A 25,515-nucleotide genomic window follows, 5' to 3' on the forward strand; every position below is an offset into this window, starting at 1 on the left:
GAGTGTAAAGTTTACCGACATTTCATACCTCGTCGTTAACCGAACCTGGGCCGGGCGCTTTCCCGGCATTGGTTCGGTGAGGCGATGGTCCGTCTGTTCAAGCATTACATCCCGCATGCCGTGCTGCTGCTCGGCCTGCTGGACTTCGTATTGCTCCTGCTCGCCGCCGACCTCGCGTGGCAATTCCGCGCGGCGCAGATCGACATAGAGGCAGGCGGCGCGTTTTCACGGGCACTGCCGCTGCTTGGGTTCGCGATCACCACGCAGTCGGCCATGATCGCCGTCGGTGTTTACGGGCCGGACGCCTTGCGCAGTATGCGGTTCGCCTGTGCTCGCCTCCTTGTGGCGCTGAGCCTTGCGATCATTGCGCTGGCGCTTCTCGACTTCATGCTGCCAGGGCAGACCTATTGGCGCTCCACGCTGCTCTACGCGATGGTGCTGGCGACGCTGTTCCTCGTGATCAACCGCGCGATCACCGGAGCGGTTGCCGGCACGTCGGCGTTCCGCAGGCGTATTTTGGTGCTCGGGGCAGGCCCGCGAGCTCTACGTCTCAAACAGCTATCCCAGCGACCGGAAAGCGGATTTTCGGTGGTCGGCTTCGTCGATATGACCGGCCGGCACGGCTCGGTGCATGAAGCTCTTTTGCGCACCGACATCCCCGATCTTTCCGCCCACGTGGCATCATTGCGCGCCACCGAAGTGGTGCTGGCGCTGGAAGAGCGCCGCAATTCGCTTCCGCTCAAGGATTTGCTCCGCGTGAAAACCGCAGGCGTTTACGTCAACGAGTTCTCTAGCTTTCTGGAGCGTGAGACGGGCCGCGTGGATCTCGATACGCTCAATCCGAGCTGGTTGATCTTTTCCGACGGCTTCTCGTCCGGCCGCGCGATCTCATCCTTTGCCAAGCGCGTTTTCGATATTCTCGCCAGCGGCTTGCTGCTGGTGCTTACCTTTCCCGTCATCGCGCTTTTCGCGCTGGTGGTGAAGCTGGACAGCAAAGGCCCCGCCTTCTTCCGGCAAAAGCGGGTGGGCCTCTACGGTCAGACATTCGAGCTGGTGAAGCTGCGCTCCATGCGGACCGATGCCGAGAAGGACGGTTCGAAATGGGCAGAGAAAAACGATCCGCGCATCACCCGCGTCGGCGCTTTCATTCGCAAGGTCCGCATCGACGAACTGCCGCAGGTGTGGACGGTGCTGATGGGCCATATGAGCTTTGTCGGCCCGCGCCCCGAAGTGCCCACTTTCGTCAGCGATCTCGATGATAAGCTGCCCTATTATGCGGAGCGACACATGGTGAAGCCGGGCATTACCGGCTGGGCGCAGATCAATTATCCCTACGGCGCCAGTATCGAGGATGCGCGGCAGAAGCTCGAATACGACCTGTACTACGCCAAGAATTACACGCCGTTTCTCGACCTGCTAATCATGCTGCAGACGCTGCGCGTGATCCTGTGGCCGGAGGGCGCGCGCTGATGACATCCTTCTGGGATATCACAACATATCTGGCCTTCCTGGCGACGGCGTGCGCGGCCGTGGCATTGGCCCTGTGGCTGATAACCAGCCACCGGGCGCAGGGTCCGGCCATCAAAGCCTGCGCCGGAGCGCTGTTCTTCGCGGCGCTGGCGGCTTTCTGCGTCATCGGCATGGGCTATGGCAGTTTCCTGAGCGATGTCTCGATGATCGCCAGCAATCTGGCGTGGCTGTGGTTGCTCTATCGCCTTTTCGCGCATGACGATCGCGACAAAAGCCTCGGTCCGATCCGCCCTGTCGTCGCTGCGCTGGGCTTTGTCGAATTGATGCAGGTCGCGCTCATCGTGGCGCGCATCCAGTATGGCGGCATGCCGGATGCGGACCTGCTGATTACCCGCTTTGCGATTACCTTCCGGCTGCTGTTCTGCATCGGCGCGCTGGTGTTGGTCCACAACCTCTATGCCGGCGCTTCCGCGCAATCGCGCCAATCGCTGCGCTGGCCTGCGGCTGCGCTTGGTGTGTTGTGGCTTTACGACCTCAACCTCTACACCATTGCATATCTCGTCGACGGTCTGCCGGGATTGCTTGCCAATTTGAGAGTTGCGGCGCTGGCGATTGCCGTCGGCTTGCTGGCGCTCGGCACCTTGCGGAACGAGAGCGAGCTGCGATTCCGCCCATCGCGTAACTTTGCCTTCCAGTCCTTCTCGCTGCTGCTGATCGGAGCGTACCTCGTGGTGATGGTCGTCATCGCGCAGGGCCTCGCCTATGTCGGGACCGATTACGGACGATTGCTGCAGACGGGCTTCGTGCTTTTGGCCAGTGTGGTGGCGCTTACCGTGCTTCCATCCGCAAAACTTCGCGGGTGGCTGCGGGTCACCTTGTCGAAAAACCTGTTCCAGCACCGCTACGACTACCGCGCCGAATGGCTGCGCTTTACCTCGACCATCGGACGCGCCGGTCCGCAGGCACCGCCGCTGCCAGAGCGCGCAGTGCAAGCGGTGGCGGACATTACCGACAGTCCTGCAGGTCTGCTGCTCACGCCGCGAGAGGAAGGCGGACTGGCCCTTGCGGCACGCTGGCAGTGGCCGGGCATCGCCGTGCCTGCCGAAGCAGTCGATGCGCTGGGCGTCACATTCCTCGAAGACAGCCAGTTCATCGTCGACCTTGATGTTTTGCGTAGCGGACAGAACGATGACGTTCCAGACGTGGCGACACCTGCATGGCTGCTTGAAAGCGAGGAAAGCTGGGCGATCGTGCCGCTGGTCCATTACGACCGGTTGATGGGGGTCGTAGTTCTCGCTCGCCCCTTGGTCGCACGTCGCCTCGACTGGGAGGACTTCGATGTGCTGCGCGTGGTGGGCCGCCAGCTTGCCAGCTACCTCGCCGAGAGCGCCAGCCAGGACGCGCTGGGCGACGCGCAAAGGTTCGACGAATTCAATCGCCGCATGGCCTTCGTCATGCACGACATAAAGAACTTGGCGAGCCAGCTTTCGCTGCTGGCGCGCAATGCGGAAAAACACGCGGACAAAGCCGAGTTCCGCGCCGACATGATCCTGACCCTGCGCAACTCGACCGACAAATTGCAGGGGCTGCTGGCCCGGTTGGGCCGCTACGGCGCGCAAGGCGGCAAGGAACGCGAGCGGGTAAAGCTGCACCATCTCGTCGACCGCGTGGTCGAGCAGTATCGCGGCAAGCACAAGGTCGTCGCTCTGCAACGGGAAAGCTGCGAAGTGCAGGCCGACGCCGAGGGGCTTGAGCAGGCGCTCGTACATCTCGTCCAGAACGCCATCGAAGCGAGCGCGCCGGACCAGGCGGTATTCCTGGATATGCGCATCGAGCCCGGCCATGCCGTGCTGGAAATCTCCGATTCAGGTGAAGGCATGTCGCCCGAATTCATCCGCACATGCCTGTTCAAGCCGTTCCACTCTTCCAAAGCGGGGGGCTTCGGCATCGGAGCATTCGAAGCGCGTGAGCTAATCCGCGCGATGGGCGGTCGGCTGGATGTCGAATCGCGCGAAGGGCTGGGCACCCGCTTCATCATCCGATTGCCCTTCGACCAGACGGCGGAGCTGATCCGTTCGATGCACGAAAAAGAGAAAGCCAACGAGGTTGCATAATGGCCAGTGACAAACCCAAGCTGCTGATCGTCGAGGACGATGAAGGTCTGCAGGCCCAGCTCAAATGGGCTTACGAGGACTTCGATGTCATCATCGCCGGAGACCGTGCCAGCGCCATCGCCGCCCTGCGCGCCGAAGCGCCGCCCGTGGTGACGCTCGATCTGGGCTTGCCGCCGGATCCCGATGGTACGACCGAAGGCTTTGCCGTGCTGGACGAGATCATGGAGCTCAAACCCGATACCAAGGTAATCGTCGCTTCCGGTCACGGCGCACGCGAGAGCGCGCTTAATGCCATCGAACACGGGGCTTACGACTTCTACCAGAAGCCGGTTGATATCGAGCAACTGGGCCTGATCGTGCGCCGCGCGCTCAACCTGCACAGGATCGAGGAAGAGAACCGCTTGCTGGCGAGCAAGTCCGGCGAGGGCAATACGGTGCTGGGCGGGCTGATCACTTCGGCACCGGAGATGGTGAAGGTCGCCCGCACGATCGAGCGGGTGGCGAACACGAACGTGTCCGTCATGCTGCTGGGGGCAAGCGGCACCGGCAAGGAATTGCTGGCCAAGGGTGTGCACGAGGCAAGCGGACGGAAGAACGGCAATTTCATCGCCATCAATTGCGCGGCCATTCCGGAAAACCTGCTCGAAAGCGAACTTTTCGGTCATGAGAAGGGCGCATTTACAGGCGCGGTCAAGACGACCGAGGGCAAGATCGAACTGGCTGATGGGGGCACGCTCTTCCTGGACGAGGTCGGTGACATTCCGCTGCCCTTGCAGGTGAAGTTGCTGCGCTTTTTGCAGGAGCGTACGATCGAGAGGATCGGTGGTCGCAAGTCGATCCCTGTTGATACTCGCATCGTCTGCGCCACGCACCAGGACCTTGAAAGCATGATCGCCGATGGGCGCTTCCGCGAAGACCTATTCTACCGCCTGGCCGAGGTAGTGGTGCGCATACCATCATTGGCAGAGCGCCATGGCGATGCCACGCTGCTCGCCAAGGTATTCCTCAAGCGGTTTGCCGAAGAAATGAACCCGGCCGTCACTGGCTTTGCCCCTGATGCGCTGGCCGCCATCGACGGGTGGAATTGGCCCGGCAATGTGCGCGAGCTGGAAAACCGCGTGAAGCGCGCGGTCATCATGGCGGATGGGAAGCTGGTGAGCGCCGAGGATCTGGATCTCGGCGACGCGGAGGACGACGCTGTCGACGTGCTCAACCTTAAGAGTGCGCGGGAGAAATCGGACCGCAAGGTCATCCGTCATGCGCTGGCACGCACCGAGGGCAACATTTCGAGCACGGCCAAGATGCTGGGGATCAGCCGTCCGACGCTCTATGACCTGTTGAAGCAGTACGACTTGCAGACTTAGCCGCGGCGCGTCACACGCGCAGGCGATGCTCGCGCGCTTGGCAATCCTGTTCGATCCGCTCGTGCGGTTGCTTCTGCTCGCCATCCTCTTGGCCACAATCGTGCCGGTGACGGGCGAGGGCAGGGCGGTGGCGCGCACCGCGTCGGACGCCGCGATCTTCGTCCTCTTCCTGCTGAATGGCCTGCGTTTGCCGCGCAGCGCTGTGGTCGGCGCCCTGCGCAATTTGCGCTTTTTGTTGCCGCTGGTGCTGTTTGTATTCGGTTGGATGGGACTTGTCGGTTTCTCTGCCGCTGAACTGGCCAAGGTTGAACTGCCCGCCAGCATCGTGCTCGGCTTCATGTTCCTCGGCGTCCTGCCGAGCACTGTTCAGTCGGCCACGGCTTACACCTCGATCGCGGGAGGCAATGTCGCAAATAGCGTGATCGCGGCTGCCGCGCTGAACCTTCTCGGCGTGTTTCTCACCGCACCACTGCTCGCCGTAATGTCCGGCAGCGTCATGGCGGACCTCGATATCGACACGCTGCAGCGCATCGGCCTGATCCTGCTGCTGCCATTCGCGATCGGACAGATGCTTCAAGGCCGGTTTGGCAAAGCCGTTTCAGACAATCGCCATCTCATCAGCTGGGCGGATCGGATTGCGATCGCGCTTGCTGTCTATGTGTCTTTCTCGGGTGCGGTGGAGCAGGATGTTTGGCGGTTGCTCAGCCCGCCGCTCTGGGGATTGCTCCTGACACTGATCGGTCTGATGATGGCGCAAGCGTTTTTCGGGGCGTGGTGGCTTTCCGCCTTGTTGCGGCTTCCCGACCATGACCGCATCGCCTTCCTGTTCGGCGGCGCGCAGAAAAGCATCGCGATGGGCGCGCCGCTGGCAGCAATCCTCTTTCCGCCGGAAACGGCAGGATTGGTGCTGCTCCCAGTACTCATCTACCATTTGCTGCAGATGATCGTCTCGGCCCCGCTCGCCGCGCGGTTCAGCCGGTCGGGCTAGCTGCAGCCTCGCGCTTGTTGTGGCGCAGGGACCACCAGAACGAGATGCCGATCAGCGTCACGCCGATCAGTCCGGTAATCGTTTCCGGAATATGGACGATGGCGGATGTCAGCATGATCGCACCCAGCGCGATGATCGCCCAGAATGCGCCGTGCTCCAGATAGCGATATTGTGCCAGCGTTCCCGCGCGGACAAGGTGGATCGTCATTGAGCGGACGAACATCGCGCCGATGGACAGCCCCAGCGCGATAATCACCATGTTGTTGGATAGCGCGAAGGCGCCGATCACCCCGTCGAAGCTGAACGAGGCATCGAGCACTTCGAGGTAGAGAAATCCGCCAAGGCCCGACCGCATTACGACGCCGCTCGCCTTTTTCGCCTCTTCGCGCATGTTGAGATATTCGCCCAGCGCATCGACGGCGATGAAGGTGATCAATCCGCCAATCCCTGCGGTGAGGAAAGTCAGGGCAACATCGTCCGGCAATTGCGCGGAGATAAACCAGATGACACTCATCAGCAGGGCAATTTCGATAGCGGGGAGGGAGGACACTTTCACGAGCTGACGCTCGATTGCGCCGATCCAGTGTACATCCTTGTCGGCGTCGAAGAAGAATTTCAGCCCGACCATCGACAGGAAGGCGCCACCGAACCCGGCAATGCCGACATGCGCGCCGGAAACGATTTGCTCATATCGCTCTGGGTCGTTGAGGGACAGGTCGATAGCCTCGATGGGCCCGATATTTGCTGCCACCGCCACGATGGCGAGCGGGAAGACGATGCGGGTGCCGAACACGGCGATGGCGATACCCCAGACGAGGAAGCGCTGCTGCCACACCTCGTCCATTTCGCGCAGCACCGTGGCGTTCACCACGGCATTGTCGAAACTAAGCGACACTTCGAGGATCGAGAGGATCAGGATGATCCACAAAATGCTCAGGATCGCGCCCAGGCTGTCGCTGCTGGCGATGGCATACCACAGGCCAAGGCCGAAACAGGCCGCGGTGAAAACGAGCGAAAACGTGTAGTAGCGCAGCAGCGTTGCCATGCGAGTGATCCCTTGAATTTTCGGGTGGTGAGGCGCGCTTATTTCGGCTGGTAGGTCTGCTCTTCGGTCGGGAAGCTGCGCTCACGAACTTCGCTGGCATAGGCCGCTGCGGTCTCCGAAATCGTAGTCGCAATATCGCCGTAGCGCTTCACGAACCGCGGCACCCGTTCGAACATCCCGAGCATGTCTTCGGTGACCAGCACCTGGCCATCGCACTTGGCCGAAGCGCCGATGCCGATGGTGGGGCATGACACTGCTTCGGTGGCGGCAATGGCGATGGGCTCGACGACGCCCTCGATCACGATGGCGAATGCTCCCGCCTCATCCAGCGCTTTCGCATCGCCGACGATCTTGTCCGCTTCGGCATCGCTGCGCCCGCGCGCAGTATAGCCGCCCAGCACGTTCACAGCCTGCGGGGTCAGCCCGACATGGCCCATAACCGGGATTCCGCGCTGTGTGAGAAAGGCGACAGTCTCCGCCATGGCCTCTCCGCCTTCCAGCTTTACCGCTGCCGCGCCGCTTTCTTTCAGCAGCCGAGCCGCAGAGTCGAAGGCATCTTCGGGCGAGGTTTCGTAGGAGCCGAACGGCATATCCACCACCACTACCGAATGGTAGCTGCCGCGCACCACGGCGGCGGCATGGTTGGCCATCATCTCGAGCGTGACCGGAATGGTGGAGGGCAGGCCGTAGATCACCTGTGCTAGCGAGTCTCCGACCAGCAACATGTCGCAATGCGGATCGAGCAACTGTGCCTGCCGGGCGGTGTAGGCCGTCAGCATCACCAGCGGTTCATCCGTCACGCCATCCACTTTACGGGCACGGAGCTTTGGCACGGTCAGGCGGCGCATGGGCTGCGGGGTAGGATTGGCGCGGCTGGTCGAGGTGTCGAGCTGGAAAGTCGTGGACATGCCGCCTCCTAACGCGTCCGCTAGCGCGCGTCGACTGTTCCGCCGCAGCCCAAACTGCAGCGACAGGCGGGGATCCCCATGAATGAGGTCTTGGCGTCGGCTGCGAATCATTGCATGACACCGCAAAATCTGGGGTCGAGAGGAATTTAACGAATGGCGCTTTCCCAACCTGGTCCGTCGCGCGAGGGCTGGTCTTCCCGCACGGCCTTCATCCTGGCGGCGATTGGCTCTGCGGTGGGATTGGGCAACCTCGTCCGCTTCCCGGCAGAAGCCGGAGCGAATGGCGGCGGTGCCTTCGTGCTGTTCTATATCGGCTGCGTCATCCTGATCGGCCTGCCCGTCCTATTGTCGGAAACACTGATCGGTCGATACGGCCAGGCCGCCGCGCCCGAGAGTTTCCGTCGCGTTGCTGAAAAATCCGGCAAGTCGCCTGCGTGGGAATTCGTCGCGAGCCTCGGCGTGTTGTCCGCGTTCCTCGTTCTTAGCTTTTACTGCGTGCTGGGCGGCTGGGTGCTCTATTATATCGGTATCTTTGTGCAGGATCTCTTCACCACGGGAGTGACCGGCGGGGCCTTTGCCGACCGGAGCGTAACGGAAGTCGAAGCGATCTTCGGCGCGATGATCTCCGACGGGCCGATGACCGTGATCCTCAACATCGCCTTTCTCGTCATCACGATTGCTTTCGTCGCGCGCGGGGTGTCGGGCGGAATTGAGAAAGTGGCCGTTTACCTTATGCCGGCCTTCTTCGTGCTGCTGCTCGGCATCACGATCTACGGCATGTTCCGCGGTTCGATGGCGGAAACCATCAGCTACCTCTTCACCTTCGACGCGTCCAAGCTGACCGGTCCGGTCATGCTGGCTGCCGTGGGGCAGGCGTTCTTCTCGCTGTCGCTGGGCGTTGCAGGCATGGTGACTTACGGCGCCTATGTCGGCCGCAACGTCAATCTTGGCGTCACATCGGGCGTGATCGCCACGGCAGACACCAGCGTCGCCTTGATCGCCGGCCTGTGCATCTTCCCGATCGTGTTTGCCGCAGGTCTCGCGCCCGAGGGCGGGCTGGGGCTGATGTTCCAGACGCTGCCGCATGCTTTCCAGGAAATCCCGGCAGGTTCGCTGATCGGCCTCGCGTTCTTCGTGATGGTCGGCTTCGCGGCGCTCACCAGCTCGGTTGCCCTGATGGAAACACCGACGGCCTGGGTGATCGACCGCTTCCGCTTTACCCGACCCATCGCTGCCACCATGGTGACGCTGTCGGCGGCAATCCTCGGCACGCTGTGCGCGCTATCGACCGGCGCGCTCTCCGGCTTCCACCCGCTTGGTTTCCTGCCGATGTTCGAAGGGATGGGTATGCTGGACGTGCTCGATACCTTCACCGGCAAGATCACCATGCCTGTCGGCGCTCTGCTCACCTCGATCTTCATCGGCTGGGTGGCAAACAAGCGCCTTGTCGATAGCGAGAACGGCCTCGGCGGCGGCCTGCATGTTTTCTGGCGTTTCCTCGTCTGCTGGCTGTGCCCCATCGCGCTGACGGCCATCCTGATCGTCGGCATCTTCCCGAGCATCCTCGGCGAAAGCTGACACAGAACGCTGCCGAAGAATAAGGGCCGCCGCTCCAGTATAGGAGCGACGGCCCTTTTCGCGCGTGACGACGCGAACGGTTGTATCGGTTAAAGTGCGGCTTCGGTATGCTCGTCGCGCGCTTCATCGCGCACGTCGAACCCCAGCAGCATTCGGGTGTTGTCTACGATACCGAGATCGCTGTTCCAGATTTCGGCCTGACCCAGATCCATGCGCAGCATCAGCAGGTTCGGGTCGGTCTTGCCGCCCGGATACCAAGCTTCGACAATGCGGCTCCACTGCTTCTCGAAACGCTCTTCGCTTGTCTCTTCGTGCAGCGTGCCGGTGAAACGGGCAAACATCTCATGGCCCTTGCCGGCAAACATGGCCGTGGCCGGACCCATCTGCGCCAGCGAGTGATCTTTGGTCGTGAAAAACCAGATGGCGCTCTCTGCATCCTTATCCAGCTGCGCGGTCATGGGGACGGCATCTTCCGGATTGGTGTCACGAGAGAGAAATACGAACGGACTGTCGGCAAGCGCAGTCCAAAATTTATGCTTCAATTCGTCGGTAGTGCTCATGGAAAACTCCTTTCCCAAGATAATGGGCAGGAGGGCGCAGCGGTTCCGACTTTCGCGATAATGGGTTTCAGCAGCCGAACATGGGGCGTTTTGGCGGCTGCGGGGTGGCGTTCGCATCGGTGGCTGGCGAGCCGGCATCGTAGACAAGGCGCGGCCCTGATGGGGCTTCCTCTGCAAGTTTGTCGACCGCCGCTTGTGAGATAGGCTTGTCGAATTCTACGCCGCACATGCCCGGCTTGGACCAGATGACCATGCAATAGACCTCCTGCGAGCCCCAATTGAGGATGGCCGAGACACCCTTCGCCGGAGGTTCCTCCACCGTGATGCGCGCTCCGCCGGTCGATATGTCGAACAGCCTGCCGGGGCGATCGCCGCTCGGCATCAGAAGCGTCGCCATGCAATCGACACGCACGCGCGGCCCCGCCATGCGGCGTTCTGCCGGCAGCGGTGTCTTGTGGCGTGTGAAGAGCTTCATGGCGTCCCCCTGTTTTATCGTTGGGGCCAGCGTTGCGCCGCGATTGGTAAAGCTGGACCTAACGTTATTGGTAAACATCGGTTTGCCTTGACCCGCCTCAGCCTGAGTTGTTCGCGAAATTCCGCAGATATTCACTCGGTTTATCGCAGAACTCTTGGCAGAAGAGGTGGAAGAACATATTAAGAACGGATGCCTGCGCTCGACACCATTCAAAAGCTTGAGATACTCGCCGATGCGGCGAAGTATGATGCTTCTTGCGCGTCATCCGGCACCGCCAAGCGCAATAGCAAAGGTGGAAAAGGCATTGGTTCGACCGAAGGGATGGGCATCTGCCACGCTTATGCGCCGGATGGCCGTTGCATCTCTCTGCTAAAAATCCTGCTGACCAATCACTGCATTTTCGATTGCCACTATTGCGTTAATCGCAAGAGCAGCAATGTGCGCCGCGCCCGTTTCACGCCGCAGGAAGTGGCCGACCTGACGCTGACTTTTTACCGGCGCAATTACATCGAAGGGCTGTTCCTCTCTTCCGGCATTATCAAGAGCGGCAACCACACAATGGAGATGCTGGTCGAAACTGCGCGCATCTTGCGCGAAGATCACGATTTTCGCGGTTACATCCATTTGAAAACCATTCCCGAAGCTGATCCGGAACTGGTCCATCAGGCGGGTCTCTTCGCAGATCGCGTGTCTATCAATGTGGAATTGCCAACCGATAGCGGCCTGACCCGCCTCGCGCCGGACAAGAATGCGCGCCAGATCGAAGGCGCGATGGGCGGCATGAAAAGCGCGATCGTACAGGCGAAGGATGAGCGTAAGCGCTTCCGCAATGCGCCGCGTTTCGCTCCGGGCGGCCAATCCACACAGATGATTGTAGGTGCGGATGCGGCAAGCGACGCCGATATCGTCGGCAAGGCAAGCCGGTTGTACGACAATTTCGGCCTCCGCCGCGTTTACTATTCCGCCTTTTCGCCGATCCCCGACGCAAGCGCTGTGTTGCCATTGAAGCGCCCCCCGCTGATGCGCGAGCATCGCCTCTATCAGTCGGATTGGTTGATGCGTTTCTACGGTTTTGCACCGCGCGAGGTCATGCAGGCGACTGAGGCTGATGGTAATTTGCCGCTCGATATCGATCCGAAGCTGGCTTGGGCGCTGAAATTCCGTGATGCATTTCCAGTCGATGTGAACCGCGCTCCTAAAGAGAAGCTGCTGCGCGTGCCCGGCCTTGGGACCAAGGCGGTCGGTCAGATCCTCGCGAGCCGTCGCCATCGCAGTCTGCGGTTGGATGATGTGGCAAAGCTGACTGTTTCGATCGCCAAAGTGCGCCCTTTCATTTGCACGCTCGATTGGCGGCCGACCATGCTGACTGATCGTACCGATTTGCGCTCTCTGCTCGCGCCGAAGCAGGAGCAACTCGAGCTGTTTGCCGCCTGATGGTTCAATCTCTGCCACAATCCCGGCAAAGCTTTCTGGTCGAAATGCCGGAGCCGGATGATTTCGCTTTCTGGCGTGATGCGGCGCGGCAGTTGGTGCAGGCCCGGATCGCGCCCGATCAGGTCGCGTGGAGCGAACCCGGCAGTTCTGGCTCGCTATTCGCTATCGGATCGACGGAACTCCCGTCACCTCTGCCAGGTGCAGCAGTCGTCAAAGCGAGCAAGCGCTTCCAGTCGCTCGCGCGCAACGCTGCGGTCCATTCCGACCCGGAACGGTTTGCGCTGCTTTACGAAATGCTTTGGCGATTGCAGGGCAACTCGCGACTCATGGAGGACAAGGCCGATCCGCTGGTCCGCCGCATCGAGGAGATGGACAAGGCCGTGCGCCGCGATGCGCATAAGATGCACGCCTTCGTCCGCTTCCGCAAAGTGTCGGATGAGGATGCAAACGATCATTATGTCGCCTGGTTCGAGCCGGACCATCATATCGTCAGGCGCGAGGCTGGCTTCTTCGTCCGCCGGTTCGCCAATATGCACTGGTCGATCCTCACTCCGCGTGGATGCCTGCATTGGGATGGCGAGACGCTGCGTGAAAGCGGCCCTGCGCAAAAGGCCGACGCGCCGCAAGGCGACCCTGCCGAGGACCTGTGGCGCAGCTATTATGCATCCATTTTCAATCCCGCGCGTTTGAAAATCGGGGCCATGCTCAAGGAGATGCCTCGAAAATATTGGAAGAACATGCCCGAGGCGGAGTTGATACCGCAGCTGATCGCGGGCGCGCAGAAGCGGGAATCGCAGATGGTGGACGCAGGATCGATGGTCGCGGAAGATCGCCCGGAGTCGTTGGAGGCGATAGAGCGCGCAATCAGCGCGTGTTCCCGCTGCCCGATCGGCGATCTCGACAATAAGGCCGTCATGGGCGAGGGACCGCCGGATGCACGGCTTATGATTGTCGGAGAGCAGCCCGGCGATGTCGAGGACCAGCAAGGTCGGCCGTTCGTCGGACCGGCAGGCCAGGTTCTCAATGCGGCGCTGGAGAAGATTGGCCTGGACCGTGAAGTGGCCTTTGTGACCAATGCGGTGAAGCACTTCAAATACCAGCAGCGCGGAAAGCGGCGCATCCACCAATCTCCCAATGCCAAGGAGATCGACTTATGCCGATGGTGGCACGAAGCCGAACGCGAGATCGTCAAACCCGATATCGTACTGGCCTTGGGAGCATCTGCGGGTCGCGCAATGCTCGGGCGCACGGTCAGCATCTCGCGTCAGCGGGGCGAGCCGATCGCGCTGGACGATGGTAGCGAGCTCTGGATTACAGCGCATCCTTCCTATCTGCTGAGGTTGGATGGAGAGGCAAGGGAGAAGCAGGTGCAACTGTTCGAGCAGGATCTGCGAAGCGTGAAGGAGCGCCTTGCCGCGCTTGCTGACTGAGGCTTTCGACGCGGGGCAGAACGATGGCGCGATCCGGTCGACAATCCTCGCGGCGGCTATTTGCGGTGCTTGCGCTGTTCGGGGGCCTTGTTGCCTCTGCCTATTATGGCGAGCAATGGTTTCGAGAAAATCCGCAACACAATCCGTGGGCGCCGCTCGACCTCAGAGAGCCGCCGGGTCTCGCGACCGGCATGAAGCTTGGCAGACTTCAGGGCGACGCGGATCTTTGCCGGTCCGTTCTGGACCGCAGCGAGATCGCCTTCAGTGTGCTTGACCCGATCGGGGAGGGGGAGTGCTTCCGCAGCGACCGTCTACGTTTGGACGAGCGACCCTTCGCGCCGCGGTTTCCCGAAATGACCTGTTCGGTCGCGGCAAGTTTCGAATTCTGGATGCTTCATCACGTACAACCTGCCGCAGACCGGGCACTCGGCACGAGAGTTTCGCGCGTCGAACAACTCGGAACGTATAATTGCCGCCGCATCGGTGGCGGTTCTACCGGACGGTTCAGCGAGCACGCTACGGGCAACGCGATCGACATTTCCGCCTTCCAGTTCGACGATGGGCGGCGGATTTCTCTGCTGGAAGACTGGGGTGAGGAAACGGACGAAGGTCGTTTCCTGCAAACGGTACGTGATGGCGCATGCGATGCCTTCGGCACCGTGCTGTCACCGGAATACGACGCCGCGCACGCCGATCATTTCCATTTAGACCAAGCACGAAGTCCGGGAATGGGCCTTTGCCGCTAATGTCCTTTGTGCAACAAAAAACCCCCGCCGAAGCGAGGGTTTTTGTGTTTCGCTGAATGCGAAAGTTACGGGCTGACCGGAGCCGGCTCGTCTTCGTTGTCTTCCAGCAGGATAAGTCCGCCAGCCATTGCAGCAGCAACGAGAAGCACGACAAGCACAGTGCCAACGCCGCCTTGATCGTCGTCGTCCTGTGCTTCCGCTTGGGCGAGAACGGCAGCATCACGCACGCCCGGAGCGGCAGCTGCGGAAATGGTGGTAGCGGCAATGAGGCCGGCGGCCACGGTCGTAGAAATAAGCTTTTTCATTATGCTCCCTCAATATCTGGAGGCGTCAAGTTGATCGCGCTGTAACGCAGGTGCGTAAAAATTGAAAGCGGTAATACTGGATTTCGTTCCGAGTTGACCGGTAATCGCGCTCAACCGTTGCAAAAAGACAACGGAAAATCTCTGAAAAGAGGGCATTTTTGTCCGGACTTTGTGCTTAGAGCGAAATGTGGTGCAGCGCAGCATGCCGACGGTCTTTGTTATACGGGCTCGAGTGCGTAGCCCGCAGAACGCACAGTGCGGATGGGATCGCGCGCATTCTCGACAGCGATAGCCTTGCGCAGGCGGCGGATGTGGACATCCACCGTTCGCTCTTCGATTTCGCTTTCCGTGCCCCAGACAGCATCGAGAAGCTGGCTGCGAGAAAATACGCGGCGCGGATGCTCCATGAAGAACTTGATCAGGCGGTATTCGGTGGGGCCGATCTGCAAAGCGCGGCCGCGACGTTCCACCCGATGCGCAACCGGGTCCAGCTTGAGATCGCCAGCTTCGATCGTCTCCCCTGCGAGGGCGGGGCGCACACGCCGCAGCACGGCCGATACGCGGGCCAGCAATTCGCGCGGTGAGAATGGTTTTGTAATGTAGTCGTCAGCGCCTGTTTCCAGCCCGCGGACCCGGTCGTCCTCGGCTTCCCGCGCGGTGAGCATGATGATGGGGACATGTGCGGTCGCCTTGTCGCGGCGCAAGCGACGGCATACTTCGATGCCGCTTGTTCCCTCGATCATCCAGTCGAGAATCACCAGATCCGGCGCGTCTTCTTCGGCCAGCATGATGGCTTCGTCGCCATCGGCGGTGACGCGCACATCATATCCCTCGCTCTCGAATCGGTATTCCAGCAACTCTGCGAGCGCCGTGTCATCCTCTACGAGAAGCAATTTGGGTGTGGTCATTGGGTTGCCCGTCCGCTGCGAGGCCAGGTGCCCCGCAGCCACGTTTATGTCAGCTCTGTGTCAGATTTGTTGCATAGCGACGCTGTGAAGACCGGCGCCGAGTCACTCCACGTCGTCGGGATACTCGCCCGTCGCCGCGTAATGCACCATTTCGGCAACGTTCGTGGCGTGATCGCCGATCCGCTCGATATTCCGCGCGACAAACAGCAATTGCGCTGCGCTGCTGATCGTCGCCGGATTTTCTACCATGTGACTGACAAGGTTGCGAAAGATGCTGTCGTAGAAAGCGTCTACCTTGTCGTCACGCTCGATGACCTCGCGGGCCAAGACCGGGTCGCGCGCGGCATAGGCGGTGAGAACGTCGTGGACCATTTCCGCAGCCAGTTCCGCCATGGCAGGCAGGAGCGTTAGCGGCTCGAAGCGGCTGCGACCGTCGATTCGCCCGGTGCGCTTGGCGATGTTCTTGGCGTAGTCGCCGATGCGCTCCACTACGCCGCCGATCTTCAGGGCGGCCACGATTTCGCGCAGATCATCCGCCATCGGAGCGCGCAGAGCGAGCAGGCGCACGGCCATATCGTCGACTTCTGACTCGAGCGCATCCAGCTTGGCATCGCGCTCTACGATTTCGGCTGCCAGCTCTTCGTCCCCGCGCACAAGCGCGTCGAGCGATTGCTGGATGGCCACTTCGGCAAGGCCGCCCATTTCGGCGATGAGACCCCGCAGCCGCGTGATGTCCTCGTCGAAAGCCTTGACTGTGTGGTCGCTCATTATCCGTATCTACCCGTGATGTAATCCTGCGTGCGCTTCTCACGCGGATTAGTGAATATGTCCGACGTATGTCCATATTCCACCATCTTGCCGAGGTGGAAAAACGCTGTGCGCTGAGACACGCGCGCGGCTTGCTGCATCGAGTGGGTGACAATCACGATACCATATCGACCGCGCAGTTCGTCAATCAATTCCTCGATCTTCGCCGTGGCGATCGGATCGAGCGCCGAACATGGCTCGTCCATCAGGATGACTTCGGGATCGACGGCGATCGCGCGTGCAATGCACAGGCGCTGCTGCTGGCCGCCTGATAGCGCTGTGCCGGAATCCTGCAAGCGATCCTTCACCTCTTCCCACAGGCCCGCACGGCGCAGGCTCTTCTCGACGATCTCGTCGACGTCGTTCCTGTTCTCGGCAAGGCCATGGATCCTAGGCCCGTAAGCGATGTTCTCGTAGATGGATTTAGGGAATGGATTGGGCTTCTGGAAAACCATGCCCACGCGCGCGCGCAACTGCACGACATCCATTCCGCTGGCATAAATATCGTCGCCATCGAGCTCGATCCGGCCCTTCACGCTTGCTGACGGGATGGTGTCGTTCATGCGATTGAGAGCACGCAGGAACGTCGACTTGCCGCAGCCCGACGGCCCGATAAAGGCGGTCACATATTCGGTGTAGATGTCGATGGAGACATCGTCGATTGCCCGCTTGTCGCCGTAGTAGACATCCACGCCCTGCGCGCGCATTTTCGGTTCGCCCGTCTCGACATTCTCATGTTCGAGGGACTTTTCCGACTGGCTGGGGATCGAAGCGTCGTCTATTTCGGTTCCGGTATCGGTCATCACCATCTCTTTTCGAACCTGTTGCGCAGATAAATGGCGAGGCCGTTCATCAGCAGCAGGAATATCAATAGCACGATAATCGCCGCACTGGTGCGCTCGACGAAGCCGCGGTCGATCTCGTCGGACCACAGGAAGATCTGCATCGGCAGTACGGTGGCGTTATCGGTGAAGCCGGTCGGCGGCGTTGCGATAAAGGCGCGCATACCGATCAGCAGCAGCGGCGCGGTCTCACCCAAGGCGCGGGCCATGCCGATAATCGTGCCGGTCAGGATGCCGGGCAGGGCGAGCGGAAGGACATGATGGAAAACCACTTGCACTGGGCTGGCACCAACGGCCAGGGCACCGTCGCGGATGGAGGGTGGCACCGCCTTGATGGCGTTGCGGCCGGAAATCACGATCACCGGCATGGTCATCAGCGCGAGCGTCATGCCGCCGATCAACGGTGCCGAGCGGTAGCCGGGGAAGATCGTGAGGAAGACAGCCAGACCCAAAAGACCGAAAATGATCGACGGCACCGCTGCCAGATTGTTGATCGAGACTTCGATAACGTCAGTCCAGCGATTCTTCGGCGCGTATTCCTCCAAATAGAGCGCCGCCAGCACACCGATCGGGAAGGCGAGCAGGAGGGTGACGATCATGGTAAGGATCGAGCCCTTGAGCGCACCCCAGATCCCGACGAGCTGCGGATCGGTGGCGTCCGCTCGGGTCATGAACCCGGGATCGAAACGGTCTTCCAGCACACCATCCTCGGCCAGCTGCCTTGCAAGGGGTTGCAGGGCCAATTGGCCATCCTCGGCATAGGCGCTCGCCAGGTCTTCGGTAACAGGAAGCCAGAATGTCTCTTCGCGCTGCAAGAGCGAGGGATCGGCAATGATCTCTTGCGCGACGATGCGCCATGCTTCGGCATTCAAGTGCTGGGCCGCTTCATCGCCCAGGCTCTCGCTCGCGCTGAATGCCACGACATCGCGCAGGCCTTGCGTCTCGAGCGCGCGCGCAGCGGTATTTGCATCCTGCATGGAGGGCGGAAGCGACAGGCCCATTTCGGGCAAGTCTATCTCGACCTTCATCTCGGCGCGCTGGAAGCCGCCAAGGCCATTCAGGGTCATGTTCCCCAGCAGGAAAATCAGCACGGCGACGGAAAAAACGATGGCGGACAAGCCAAGCATCTTGAACCGACGCTCTGCCGCATACCGCTTTTTCAGCCGCGCTTCGAAGGCGGGCGTGCGTGTCGGTTGAACCCGGTCACTCATACGCTTCTCGGAACCTTTTCACGACGCGCAGGGCGATAAAGTTCAGCACCAGCGTGACCATGAACAGCACAAAGCCAAGCGCGAAAGCCGCCAGCGTGGCCGGATGGTCGAAGCTGCCTTCGCCGGTCAGCAGCGACACGATCTGCACGGTCACAGTCGTCATCGCTTCCAAAGGATTGGCAGTCAGATTGGCGGCGGTGGAGGCAGCCATCACCACGATCATCGTTTCGCCGATTGCGCGGCTGATCGCCAGCATCACCCCTCCGACGATGCCGGGGAGCGCAGCAGGGACCAGCACGCGCCGGATCGTCTCATTGGTCGTCGCGCCCATGGCCAGTGAACCGTCGCGCATGGCTTGGGGGACTGCGGCGATGGAATCGTCCGCCATGGAGGAGACAAAGGGAATGATCATCACGCCCATAACGAGGCCGGCTGCCAAGGCGCTTTCGCTCGACGGGTTGGCGAAGCCGACGCTGAGTCCGAAATCCCGAATAGCGGGCGCAATGGTGAGCGCGGCGAAGTAGCCGTAAACGACGGTCGGCACACCGGCGAGCACTTCTAGCGCCGGTTTGACCCATGCGCGCAGCTTGGGCGGTGCGTATTGCGTGAGGTAGATGGCACTCATCATGCCAAGCGGGATGGCGACGATCATTGCGATAATCGCACCGATGAAAAGCGTACCCCAGAACAGCGGGATGGCGCCATAACGGTCGCCTTCCGGATTGTCCGGATTGCTCATCGGGTCAGGGTTCCACTGGGTGCCGAAGAGGAAATCGATCGGCGAGACCATGCCGAAGAACCGGACCGTCTCGAACACGAGGGTCACGAAAATGCCAAGCGTGGTCAGGATTGCGACAAGCGAGGCCAGCAAGAGGCCGATCAGCACCAGGCGCTCGACCCGCGTGCGGGCAGTGAAATCTGGCTTCAGGCGCAGGAAGGCCCATGCTGCGCCAGCACCTGCAATCAGCAGGCTGACCACGATGCCGATCATGCCGTAGCGCGATTGCGCCTCGCGGATCGGCTCTGCCAGCGCGAGGGCATCGGGGTTGGGCGTGCGCACGTCATTGCCGGCGGCAATGGCGAACGCTTCATTGAGGATGGTATCGCGCCGCAGGCCGAAATCCGGCAGCACCTGCGCTTCCGGACTGGCGAGCACATGGGCAATCACCAGCTGCCCCGCGACGGCATCCCACAGCAGGTAGAACAGCACCACGGGCACCGCGATCCACAGCGCGGCGTACCATGCGTGATATGTCGGGAGCGAAGCGATCCGCCCATCCTTGGCGGACCGTTTGAAGCCCCACGCACGCGCACGGGCCACCAGCCAACCGGCAAGCCCGAGCCCGAGGGCAAGGAGAAGCGGCAGGACTGGTGACATGATGCGTGCTGGCTACCTTACTGAAGGTCTTCTGCCGTCAGATTCGGCAGCTCGTCGATGGCATTGGTCATCTGCGCCATAACCTCGCCACGGTTGGTGACAAGGCCGATCTGGGCGAGAGGTCCGTCTTCTCCCCAATTCGCAGCCCAGGTCTGCAGGAATTCTGCCAAGCCCGGGATTACGCCGACATGCTCTTTCTTCACGTACACGTAGAGAGGACGCGCGCCGGGATATTCGAAGCTGGCGATGTTCTCGTAAGTCGGCTCGACGCCGTTGATGCTCTGGCCGCGCACGCGGTCGGAGTTCTCTTCGAGATAGCTGTAGCCGAAAATGCCCACCGAGTTGGTGTTGCCTTCGATCTTCTGGACGATCAGGTTGTCCTGCTCGCCCTGGTCCACAAACGCGCCGTCGGAGCGCATTTCGGTGCAGGTACGCTCGAACGCGTCTTCGTCGGCTTCTTCGGTGGCAGCAAATTCTTCATTCGCCTCGCAGCCGACCAGCATGATCAGCTCGTTGAAAGCGTCGCGCGTGCCGGAGGTGGTCGGCGGGCCGTAAACGAGGATCGGCAGGTCGGGCAGAGAGGGATCGACATCGCTCCAGTTCGTGTTTGTCTGCTCTTCGCCATATGGGTTGGCAGCCAGCGCGCGGTACATAATCTCGGGCGAGAGATCCATCTGGATTCCGCCGATTGCCGATGCGATGGCGATACCGTCCATGCCGACCTGTAGCTCGGTGATTTCGGTGACGCCGTTCTCCTGACAGGTCTCGAACTCACCCGGCTTCATGCGACGCGAGGCGTTGACCATGTCGGGCGTGTCGAAGCCTGTGCCGCTGCAGAACAGCGCCATGCCGCCGCCAGTGCCGGTCGATTCGATCGAGGCTGCGGCGAAATCCGGGTTTTCGCGGCTGAAGATTTCCGACACGCGGCGCGCGAAAGGAAACACGGTGGAGGAGCCGACGGCGTGGATGCCTTCACGACCGCTATCGGCGCCGGGCTGGTTGCCACAGGCGGTAAGGGCAGTCGCGGCCAGCGCGACGGCTGCAATGGTAATCTTCTTCATAATCGTAAGCCCTGTAAGTGGTTGTTGAGCTAGCGGCCCTGTATGACGCGGATGCGACAGAATTGCGTCACATGGCGAACTTATCTCGCCTTGCGGTGCGGCGGGCCGAGTGGAAATCCTAGAAGTCGAATTCCGCCCGCATGCCGATCACATCGACGCTGTAATCGCGGCTGCCATCAGGCAGGGCGAATACGGCGTCGTCATAACCGAGATGGCCGTAATTCAGCATGAAACGGGTGTAATCGGTGGTGGTCCAGATAAGCGAGCCGAACAGTCCGTTTTGCGTGCCGCCGATGATCCCGGCGTCGGCATCGTTCAGTTCGAGGAAGTCGTAGCGCAAATTCAGCTGGACGGCGCCGATACCGCCTTCATCAACGGTGCGCGCGGGGCGTGTGCGATTGAAGCGGCCAACGCGATAGGTGCGACTGTCATCGGGGGTGAGGAAAAGGCCGACTTCGGCAAACGCGCCATGGAAGGTGGCGTCGTCCATTGTCACAAGGCCGCCGAGCTCACGGCGATAGCCCTCTGCATGGACGTGCAGCGGACCGCGAACGGCAGCAAATTCCAGCCCGATATCGAATTCGCTACCCGCGTCGATGCGGTCGGTGTTGATCAGGCGTTCCGAAGTAAAGCTGACCAGCGGGCGCTGGCGGTATCGCACAGTGGCGCCGTCGCCCAGATCGGCATAGTGGATGGAGCCGCCAAAGTGCAGCTGCGTGTCGCCAATTTGCGGGAAATAGGCGGCGCGCCCGTCGACGCTCATCCGGTCGCTGCCTGGTAGATCGCCGATGTTGTCGGAGAACAAGCCGCCCTGCAGCAGCACATCGCCGGAGCCGTATTCCACGGCGATGCCCGTGCGGCGGATGAAACCGAATGCGTCTGTAAAGGCGGCGCGTTCGATGAAGGATGTGAAACGGCTGCTGGTCAGCTCTTCCATCGACTGGAAGTTGTTGAACTGCCCGACCGACAGGGTCACGTCGCCGGTTTCATATTCCAGCAGCGCGTCGGTAATCTCGACTTCGTTGCCGCCGAATTCCAGCTCCATCTTGTAGCCGAAGCCGCCGGGGATATCGCCCTGCGCACCAAGGCGGACGCGGCGGGCGCGCACATCGAAGCCGTCGGATCGTCCGAGCTCGTCCGGAAGGAACGTCCAGCCGCTATCGAGCATTAGGCGACCGAAAGGCTTGAAGCTGAAACCGTCGGCGCTCTCGATATCGGCTGCTGCGCCCATGCTGATTTCTACGGGCGTGTCTGCTGTCACGACAGGTGCGGGGATCGCATCCGCCGCAGCCTGTGCCTCGGCCGCAGCAGCAGCGTTCCGCTCGTCAGCACTTTCCATTTCGTCGAGTCGGGCGTTCACCGCTTCGAGCTGCGCGGTCAGTTCGGCGATCTGCGCGCGAAGGGCTTCGACATCGCTATCCTGCGCATGTGCAGGCGTAGAAAGGCACGCGATAGCAGCGAGCGGAAGGAGGGGAACGGCGCGCATGGAATGTCTCATTTCTGTCATGTGACCAGGATGTGACCGCGCCCCTAGGCGTGTCGCATGACAGATTTGTGACAAGACGGAATGGAGCTGTGGAAAGACCTGGCGCTCAATCCCTGGCCTGTGCCTCCAAAGCCAGTAGCGGCAGGCGCACGGTGACGGTCGTCCCGTCGCCAAGGGTGGAATCGAAATCCAGCCGACCGCGGTGCCGCTCGACGATATGTTTCACGATGGCCAAGCCTAGCCCTGTTCCGCCCGCTGCCCTGCTGCGACCCGGATCGGTGCGGTAGAACCGCCGGGTGAGATGGGGAAGATGTTCGGCGGCGATCCCTTCGCCGTGATCGCGCACACTCAGCACGGCCATATCGCGCTCGCCCTTTTGCAGGCCCACCTCGACCGGCCCGTCACCACCATATTTCAGAGCGTTATCGACCAGGTTGCGCACCAATTGCTCTATCTGGCGCTCATCGCCGCGGATCGAGAGGTCGCGCTCGCCCAGGTCGAATTGCAGACGGTCGAATCGCTCGGCACCCGCGCCATCACGGGCAGCGCTGCGGATGAGCGGTGTCAGCAGGACCGGCGCGCGCGGCTGGTCATGCTTTTCCGCCTCCACCCGGCTGAGCGACATCAGATCGTCTACCAATGTCTGCAAGCGACGCGCCTCGCGCAGCACAGTGCCATAGAATTTGCTGGCCTGCTTCGGATCGACCTTTTCGCCTTCGTCCGACAGCGTCTCGACATAGCCGATGATGGATGCGAGCGGCGTGCGCAGCTCATGGCTTGCATTCGCAACGAAATCGGAATGGGCGCGGCTGACATCGGCCTCGGCGGTGCGGTTCACCAGCTCGATCAAGGCATAGCGCGCATCGATGGGCTGGATGGTTATCTGCCAATTGCTTTTCGGGCCGGTCAGACCTTGCACGGCGACGCTTCCTCCTTCACCGCGTGAGAGGAGGTCGATGGCTGCGGGATGCCGCAGCGCGACGCGAACGTCCTGCCCGATAATATGTTTGCCCAGCGCTTCTCTCGCATGCGCATTTGCCATGATAATGCGATCCGAATCGATCATGATAAGAGGCAGGCCGGAATGCTCGATCAGGTCGCGCATGCTCGCGCCGCTGATCTGCATGCCGCCATTCGCTTTTTTCTGCGGCGGCGGCGGGGGAGGGGCGGCAAGCCAGAGCGAGAGGATCCAGATGCCGATAACGGCGACCACGACAAGCAGGCTGGTGCCCATCGCAGCAAGGAACAGGCCGCAACCTATCGCAAGGATGATGCCCCCAAACGGTGTCGTCTTGCCATCCATGCGCAGCGTCATGCGCCAGAACGGATTCGGTTTCTACCGCAAAGAAAGCATGTCACGCACGGATCGCCGGAAACACGGCGAAAGAAGGGGCGATGCTGTGGGAGGAGAAGTCCATCGCTGGTGACCCCTACGGGAATCGAACCCGTGTTTCAGCCGTGAAAGGGCCGCGTCCTAACCGCTAGACGAAGGGGCCATCCTGCGATGGAGCGGCGCATCTAGAGGGGGGCAGGGAAACGGTCAAGCCCCCGAAATCGCAAAAACGCCGTTTTGGCGAGAAATCCGCGCGGTCAGTCCGCCCAGGCCGCATCTTCCAGGTGCAATTCGGCTGCCGGACGCGCACCCCAGTCGTCGATCTTGGCGCGTCCTGCAAGCCACAGGCGGCGGCCTTTCGCGCCATGGAGGATGGACTGCCCCATCTCGCTTTCTGCCTGGCGGAAAGCGATGGCCTTGATGCTGCGACCATCCGCACCGGCAGCGATGAGGCGCAAATGGTCGGTACCCACCACATCGGCCTTCACGATATGGACCGGACCCACCGCGATGCGTGGGCCCGGCCAACCGACCCCATACGGTCCGGCGCTTTCTAGCGTCTCAACCAACTCGGGCGTCAAGCCGCCGGGCGCGAGGCTCAGGTCCAGCAACATGCTCTGCGATGCGCTGGCCTTGGCAACCGCTGCCGACAACCGCTCATCCAGCCATTCTCCGAATTCATCGAGTTTTCCGGCCTCGATCGTGAGACCGGCCGCCATGGCGTGCCCGCCGCCTGCCACCAGCAGTCCTTTTTCGCGCGCTTCGATGATGGCGGCGCCCAGATCGACGCCGGGGATCGATCGGCCCGAACCTTTCCCGGTGCCGTCCGCATCAAGAGCGATAACGATGCTGGGCTTGCTGGACTTTTCCTTGATGCGGCCTGCAACAATGCCGATCACACCGGGATGCCAGCCGGTTCCGCTTACGGCCACCACGGCGCGGTTGTGCTGGCTGGCGAGCTGTGCTTCTGCCTCTTGCTGCACGTCGGCTTCGATAGCGCGCCGCTCTTCGTTCAGCGTCGAAAGCTGCTCGGCAATGGCGCGGGCTTCGTCCGGATCTTCAGTGGTCAGCAGGCGTACACCCAAGGTGGCTTCGCCGACCCGCCCTCCGGCGTTGATCCGCGGGCCCAGCGCAAAGCCGCAATCGCTGCATTTGGGCGCGGCCTTCAGGCGGCTCGCATCGATCAGCGCCGCCATGCCGATATTGGCGCGGCGGGCCATCACTTTTAGCCCCTGCGTCACAAAAGCGCGATTGAGATCGCGGATCGCCGCGACATCGGCGACGGTGCCGAGAGCCACAAGATCCAGCAGCGACAGCAGATCGGGCTCTTTGCGGTCGGAGAAGAAGCCGCGTTGGCGCAGCGTGCGCACAACCGCCACCGCAAGGATGAAGGCCACGCCCACCGCCGCGAGATGGCCATGCGAAGCTGCAAGATCGTTTTCATCGAGACGATTGGGATTTACCAGCGCAAAGGTTCGCGGCAGATCCGGCGCGCATTTGTGATGGTCAACCACAATCACATCGACCCCTGCCTCATGCGCCATGGCCAACGCTTCATGCGCCATGGCGCCGCAATCCACGGTTACGATTAGGCTGGAGCCTTGCTGGCCGATCTTAAGCAATGCCTCGCCGCTGGGGCCGTAGCCTTCCAGCAGCCGGTCCGGAATGTAATGGCCTGCATCATGGCCGAGCATCCGGATCAGCCGGATCAGCAAGGCCGAGCTTGTGGCGCCATCGACATCGTAGTCGCCGTAGATAGTGATCGTTTCACCACCGATAACGGCTTCGGCAATCCGTTCGGCGGCGCGATCCATGTCGTTGAATTCGGAAGGATCGGGCAGGAAATCGCGCAGGCTTGGATGGCGCTGCCTGTCCAGATCATCACGCGAAACACCGCGAGAGAGCAGCAACTGCGTGCCAATCTCGTCGGTCAGGCCGTGAATGCCGCCAGCGATTTCCATGTTTCCGCCGCGCCATTGCCAGGACTTGCCGCTGAGCGAGCGGTCGACTCCGAGAACTGCAGTTTGCGTTGCCATGTCACGTGCTTACAACCTTCCCTCTTGCGGCAAAAG

General features: G+C 61.3%; 22 protein-coding genes and 1 tRNA gene. 8 read left to right on the plus strand and 15 right to left on the minus strand.

The genetic code is table 11. From position 1 onward, the window contains the following. Positions 1 to 84: 84 nt before the first annotated feature. Genes BMF35_RS08895 through BMF35_RS08910 form a run of 4 tightly spaced genes read left to right on the plus strand, consistent with a single transcriptional unit; the run spans position 85 to position 5,936 of the window. Positions 85 to 1,470, plus strand: coding sequence for a TIGR03013 family XrtA/PEP-CTERM system glycosyltransferase (locus BMF35_RS08895; RefSeq protein ID WP_047005635.1), 1,386 nt, complete (start codon positions 85 to 87; stop codon positions 1,468 to 1,470). Next, complete coding sequence (gene prsK / locus BMF35_RS08900; RefSeq protein ID WP_047006467.1) at positions 1,470 to 3,584, plus strand: XrtA/PEP-CTERM system histidine kinase PrsK; 2,115 nt, start codon at positions 1,470 to 1,472, stop codon at positions 3,582 to 3,584. The genes BMF35_RS08895 and prsK overlap by 1 nt, the downstream gene beginning before the upstream one ends. Continuing rightward, a complete protein-coding gene (gene prsR / locus BMF35_RS08905) occupies positions 3,584 to 4,948 on the plus strand; it encodes a PEP-CTERM-box response regulator transcription factor (RefSeq protein WP_047005636.1) in 1,365 nt (454 codons plus the stop codon). The genes prsK and prsR overlap by 1 nt, the downstream gene beginning before the upstream one ends. Positions 4,949 to 4,973: 25 nt before the next feature. After that, positions 4,974 to 5,936 (plus strand): bile acid:sodium symporter family protein, encoded by a 963-nt coding sequence (locus tag BMF35_RS08910; protein ID WP_047005637.1) that lies wholly within the window; start codon positions 4,974 to 4,976, stop codon positions 5,934 to 5,936. Here BMF35_RS08910 and BMF35_RS08915 read toward each other — a convergent pair. Next, the gene (locus BMF35_RS08915) at positions 5,920 to 6,981 is read right to left on the minus strand and encodes a DUF475 domain-containing protein (RefSeq protein ID WP_173426173.1); all 1,062 of its coding nucleotides are present in this window, start codon (positions 6,979 to 6,981) and stop codon (positions 5,920 to 5,922) included. The genes BMF35_RS08910 and BMF35_RS08915 overlap by 17 nt on opposite strands. Positions 6,982 to 7,019: 38 nt before the next feature. Next, on the minus strand, positions 7,020 to 7,889 hold the full coding sequence (panB, locus tag BMF35_RS08920; protein WP_047005638.1) for a 3-methyl-2-oxobutanoate hydroxymethyltransferase: 870 nt from the start codon (positions 7,887 to 7,889) through the stop codon (positions 7,020 to 7,022). Positions 7,890 to 8,042: 153 nt separating this feature from the next. Between panB and BMF35_RS08925 the strand changes: the two genes are divergently transcribed. After that, positions 8,043 to 9,467, plus strand: coding sequence for a sodium-dependent transporter (locus BMF35_RS08925; RefSeq protein ID WP_047005639.1), 1,425 nt, complete (start codon positions 8,043 to 8,045; stop codon positions 9,465 to 9,467). 89 nt (positions 9,468 to 9,556) lie between these two features. On the opposite strand, the gene BMF35_RS08930 is transcribed toward BMF35_RS08925, so the two are convergent. Together BMF35_RS08930 and BMF35_RS08935 are read right to left on the minus strand one after the other, a co-directional pair. Continuing rightward, complete coding sequence (locus BMF35_RS08930; RefSeq protein ID WP_047005640.1) at positions 9,557 to 10,027, minus strand: pyridoxamine 5'-phosphate oxidase family protein; 471 nt, start codon at positions 10,025 to 10,027, stop codon at positions 9,557 to 9,559. A gap of 67 nt (positions 10,028 to 10,094) precedes the next feature. Then, complete coding sequence (locus tag BMF35_RS08935; protein ID WP_082115581.1) at positions 10,095 to 10,580, minus strand: PilZ domain-containing protein; 486 nt, start codon at positions 10,578 to 10,580, stop codon at positions 10,095 to 10,097. A 111-nt stretch (positions 10,581 to 10,691) separates the two neighbouring features. On the opposite strand from BMF35_RS08935, the gene BMF35_RS08940 reads away from it, so the two are divergent. The 3 genes from BMF35_RS08940 to BMF35_RS08950 are packed head-to-tail and all read left to right on the plus strand — an operon-like array spanning position 10,692 to position 14,112. Further along, a complete protein-coding gene (locus BMF35_RS08940) occupies positions 10,692 to 11,936 on the plus strand; it encodes a putative DNA modification/repair radical SAM protein (RefSeq protein ID WP_047005642.1) in 1,245 nt (414 codons plus the stop codon). A gap of 44 nt (positions 11,937 to 11,980) precedes the next feature. Beyond that, the gene (locus BMF35_RS08945) at positions 11,981 to 13,366 is read left to right on the plus strand and encodes a UdgX family uracil-DNA binding protein (protein WP_047005643.1); all 1,386 of its coding nucleotides are present in this window, start codon (positions 11,981 to 11,983) and stop codon (positions 13,364 to 13,366) included. 23 nt (positions 13,367 to 13,389) lie between these two features. Continuing rightward, positions 13,390 to 14,112, plus strand: a complete 723-nt coding sequence (locus BMF35_RS08950) for an extensin-like domain-containing protein (protein ID WP_047005644.1) — start codon at positions 13,390 to 13,392, stop codon at positions 14,110 to 14,112. A 65-nt stretch (positions 14,113 to 14,177) separates the two neighbouring features. Here BMF35_RS08950 and BMF35_RS08955 read toward each other — a convergent pair whose 3' ends face one another. The 11 genes from BMF35_RS08955 to recJ all read right to left on the minus strand — a co-directional run bounded on the left by BMF35_RS08955 (position 14,178) and on the right by recJ (position 25,479). Further along, positions 14,178 to 14,417 (minus strand): hypothetical protein, encoded by a 240-nt coding sequence (locus tag BMF35_RS08955; RefSeq protein ID WP_047005645.1) that lies wholly within the window; start codon positions 14,415 to 14,417, stop codon positions 14,178 to 14,180. 218 nt (positions 14,418 to 14,635) lie between these two features. Continuing rightward, positions 14,636 to 15,325, minus strand: coding sequence for a phosphate regulon transcriptional regulator PhoB (phoB, locus tag BMF35_RS08960; RefSeq protein ID WP_047005646.1), 690 nt, complete (start codon positions 15,323 to 15,325; stop codon positions 14,636 to 14,638). Between the two features lie 102 nt (positions 15,326 to 15,427). Continuing rightward, positions 15,428 to 16,093 carry a phosphate signaling complex protein PhoU gene (phoU, locus tag BMF35_RS08965; protein WP_173426174.1) on the minus strand — a complete coding sequence of 222 codons (666 nt, stop codon included), beginning with the start codon at positions 16,091 to 16,093 and terminating at the stop codon, positions 15,428 to 15,430. After that, a complete protein-coding gene (gene pstB, locus BMF35_RS08970; RefSeq protein ID WP_236781593.1) occupies positions 16,093 to 16,839 on the minus strand; it encodes a phosphate ABC transporter ATP-binding protein PstB in 747 nt (248 codons plus the stop codon). Before pstB ends, phoU begins: the two co-directional genes overlap by 1 nt. Positions 16,840 to 16,934: 95 nt before the next feature. Beyond that, positions 16,935 to 18,185: a phosphate ABC transporter permease PstA gene (gene pstA, locus BMF35_RS08975; protein WP_047005648.1), complete on the minus strand. Its 1,251-nt coding sequence runs from the start codon at positions 18,183 to 18,185 to the stop codon at positions 16,935 to 16,937. Further along, positions 18,178 to 19,563 carry a phosphate ABC transporter permease subunit PstC gene (pstC, locus tag BMF35_RS08980; RefSeq protein WP_047005649.1) on the minus strand — a complete coding sequence of 462 codons (1,386 nt, stop codon included), beginning with the start codon at positions 19,561 to 19,563 and terminating at the stop codon, positions 18,178 to 18,180. The genes pstA and pstC overlap by 8 nt, the downstream gene beginning before the upstream one ends. 17 nt (positions 19,564 to 19,580) lie before the next feature. Then, entirely contained in the window at positions 19,581 to 20,624 is a 1,044-nt protein-coding gene (locus BMF35_RS08985) for a substrate-binding domain-containing protein (protein ID WP_047005650.1), read from the minus strand. Between the two features lie 118 nt (positions 20,625 to 20,742). Beyond that, positions 20,743 to 22,131, minus strand: a complete 1,389-nt coding sequence (locus BMF35_RS08990) for a porin (protein WP_236781506.1) — start codon at positions 22,129 to 22,131, stop codon at positions 20,743 to 20,745. Positions 22,132 to 22,216: 85 nt separating this feature from the next. Then, positions 22,217 to 23,425: a sensor histidine kinase gene (locus tag BMF35_RS08995; protein ID WP_236781507.1), complete on the minus strand. Its 1,209-nt coding sequence runs from the start codon at positions 23,423 to 23,425 to the stop codon at positions 22,217 to 22,219. A 106-nt stretch (positions 23,426 to 23,531) separates the two neighbouring features. Beyond that, positions 23,532 to 23,606 (minus strand) — tRNA-Glu (locus tag BMF35_RS09000). Positions 23,607 to 23,700: 94 nt separating this feature from the next. Continuing rightward, positions 23,701 to 25,479 (minus strand): single-stranded-DNA-specific exonuclease RecJ, encoded by a 1,779-nt coding sequence (gene recJ / locus BMF35_RS09005; protein WP_047005651.1) that lies wholly within the window; start codon positions 25,477 to 25,479, stop codon positions 23,701 to 23,703. Positions 25,480 to 25,515: the final 36 nt, after the last annotated feature.

Origin of the sequence: Aurantiacibacter gangjinensis (assembly GCF_001886695.1) — a bacterium.
In the GTDB taxonomy this organism is placed as follows: domain Bacteria; phylum Pseudomonadota; class Alphaproteobacteria; order Sphingomonadales; family Sphingomonadaceae; genus Alteraurantiacibacter; species Alteraurantiacibacter gangjinensis.

What these genes read in the sequence shown, in the direction of transcription:
- BMF35_RS08895 (WP_047005635.1), top strand. Translation starts at nt 85, where the DNA reads ATGGTCCGTCTGTTCAAGCATTACATCCCGCATGCCGTGCTGCTGCTC.
- prsK (WP_047006467.1), top strand. Translation starts at nt 1,470, where the DNA reads ATGACATCCTTCTGGGATATCACAACATATCTGGCCTTCCTGGCGACG.
- prsR (WP_047005636.1), top strand. Translation starts at nt 3,584, where the DNA reads ATGGCCAGTGACAAACCCAAGCTGCTGATCGTCGAGGACGATGAAGGT.
- BMF35_RS08910 (WP_047005637.1), top strand. Translation starts at nt 4,974, where the DNA reads ATGCTCGCGCGCTTGGCAATCCTGTTCGATCCGCTCGTGCGGTTGCTT.
- BMF35_RS08915 (WP_173426173.1), bottom strand. Translation starts at nt 6,981, where the DNA reads ATGGCAACGCTGCTGCGCTACTACACGTTTTCGCTCGTTTTCACCGCG.
- panB (WP_047005638.1), bottom strand. Translation starts at nt 7,889, where the DNA reads ATGTCCACGACTTTCCAGCTCGACACCTCGACCAGCCGCGCCAATCCT.
- BMF35_RS08925 (WP_047005639.1), top strand. Translation starts at nt 8,043, where the DNA reads ATGGCGCTTTCCCAACCTGGTCCGTCGCGCGAGGGCTGGTCTTCCCGC.
- BMF35_RS08930 (WP_047005640.1), bottom strand. Translation starts at nt 10,027, where the DNA reads ATGAGCACTACCGACGAATTGAAGCATAAATTTTGGACTGCGCTTGCC.
- BMF35_RS08935 (WP_082115581.1), bottom strand. Translation starts at nt 10,580, where the DNA reads ATGTTTACCAATAACGTTAGGTCCAGCTTTACCAATCGCGGCGCAACG.
- BMF35_RS08940 (WP_047005642.1), top strand. Translation starts at nt 10,692, where the DNA reads ATGCCTGCGCTCGACACCATTCAAAAGCTTGAGATACTCGCCGATGCG.
- BMF35_RS08945 (WP_047005643.1), top strand. Translation starts at nt 11,981, where the DNA reads ATGCCGGAGCCGGATGATTTCGCTTTCTGGCGTGATGCGGCGCGGCAG.
- BMF35_RS08950 (WP_047005644.1), top strand. Translation starts at nt 13,390, where the DNA reads ATGGCGCGATCCGGTCGACAATCCTCGCGGCGGCTATTTGCGGTGCTT.
- BMF35_RS08955 (WP_047005645.1), bottom strand. Translation starts at nt 14,417, where the DNA reads ATGAAAAAGCTTATTTCTACGACCGTGGCCGCCGGCCTCATTGCCGCT.
- phoB (WP_047005646.1), bottom strand. Translation starts at nt 15,325, where the DNA reads ATGACCACACCCAAATTGCTTCTCGTAGAGGATGACACGGCGCTCGCA.
- phoU (WP_173426174.1), bottom strand. Translation starts at nt 16,093, where the DNA reads ATGAGCGACCACACAGTCAAGGCTTTCGACGAGGACATCACGCGGCTG.
- pstB (WP_236781593.1), bottom strand. Translation starts at nt 16,839, where the DNA reads ATGCGCGCGCAGGGCGTGGATGTCTACTACGGCGACAAGCGGGCAATC.
- pstA (WP_047005648.1), bottom strand. Translation starts at nt 18,185, where the DNA reads ATGAGTGACCGGGTTCAACCGACACGCACGCCCGCCTTCGAAGCGCGG.
- pstC (WP_047005649.1), bottom strand. Translation starts at nt 19,563, where the DNA reads ATGTCACCAGTCCTGCCGCTTCTCCTTGCCCTCGGGCTCGGGCTTGCC.
- BMF35_RS08985 (WP_047005650.1), bottom strand. Translation starts at nt 20,624, where the DNA reads ATGAAGAAGATTACCATTGCAGCCGTCGCGCTGGCCGCGACTGCCCTT.
- BMF35_RS08990 (WP_236781506.1), bottom strand. Translation starts at nt 22,131, where the DNA reads ATGACAGAAATGAGACATTCCATGCGCGCCGTTCCCCTCCTTCCGCTC.
- BMF35_RS08995 (WP_236781507.1), bottom strand. Translation starts at nt 23,425, where the DNA reads ATGACGCTGCGCATGGATGGCAAGACGACACCGTTTGGGGGCATCATC.
- recJ (WP_047005651.1), bottom strand. Translation starts at nt 25,479, where the DNA reads ATGGCAACGCAAACTGCAGTTCTCGGAGTCGACCGCTCGCTCAGCGGC.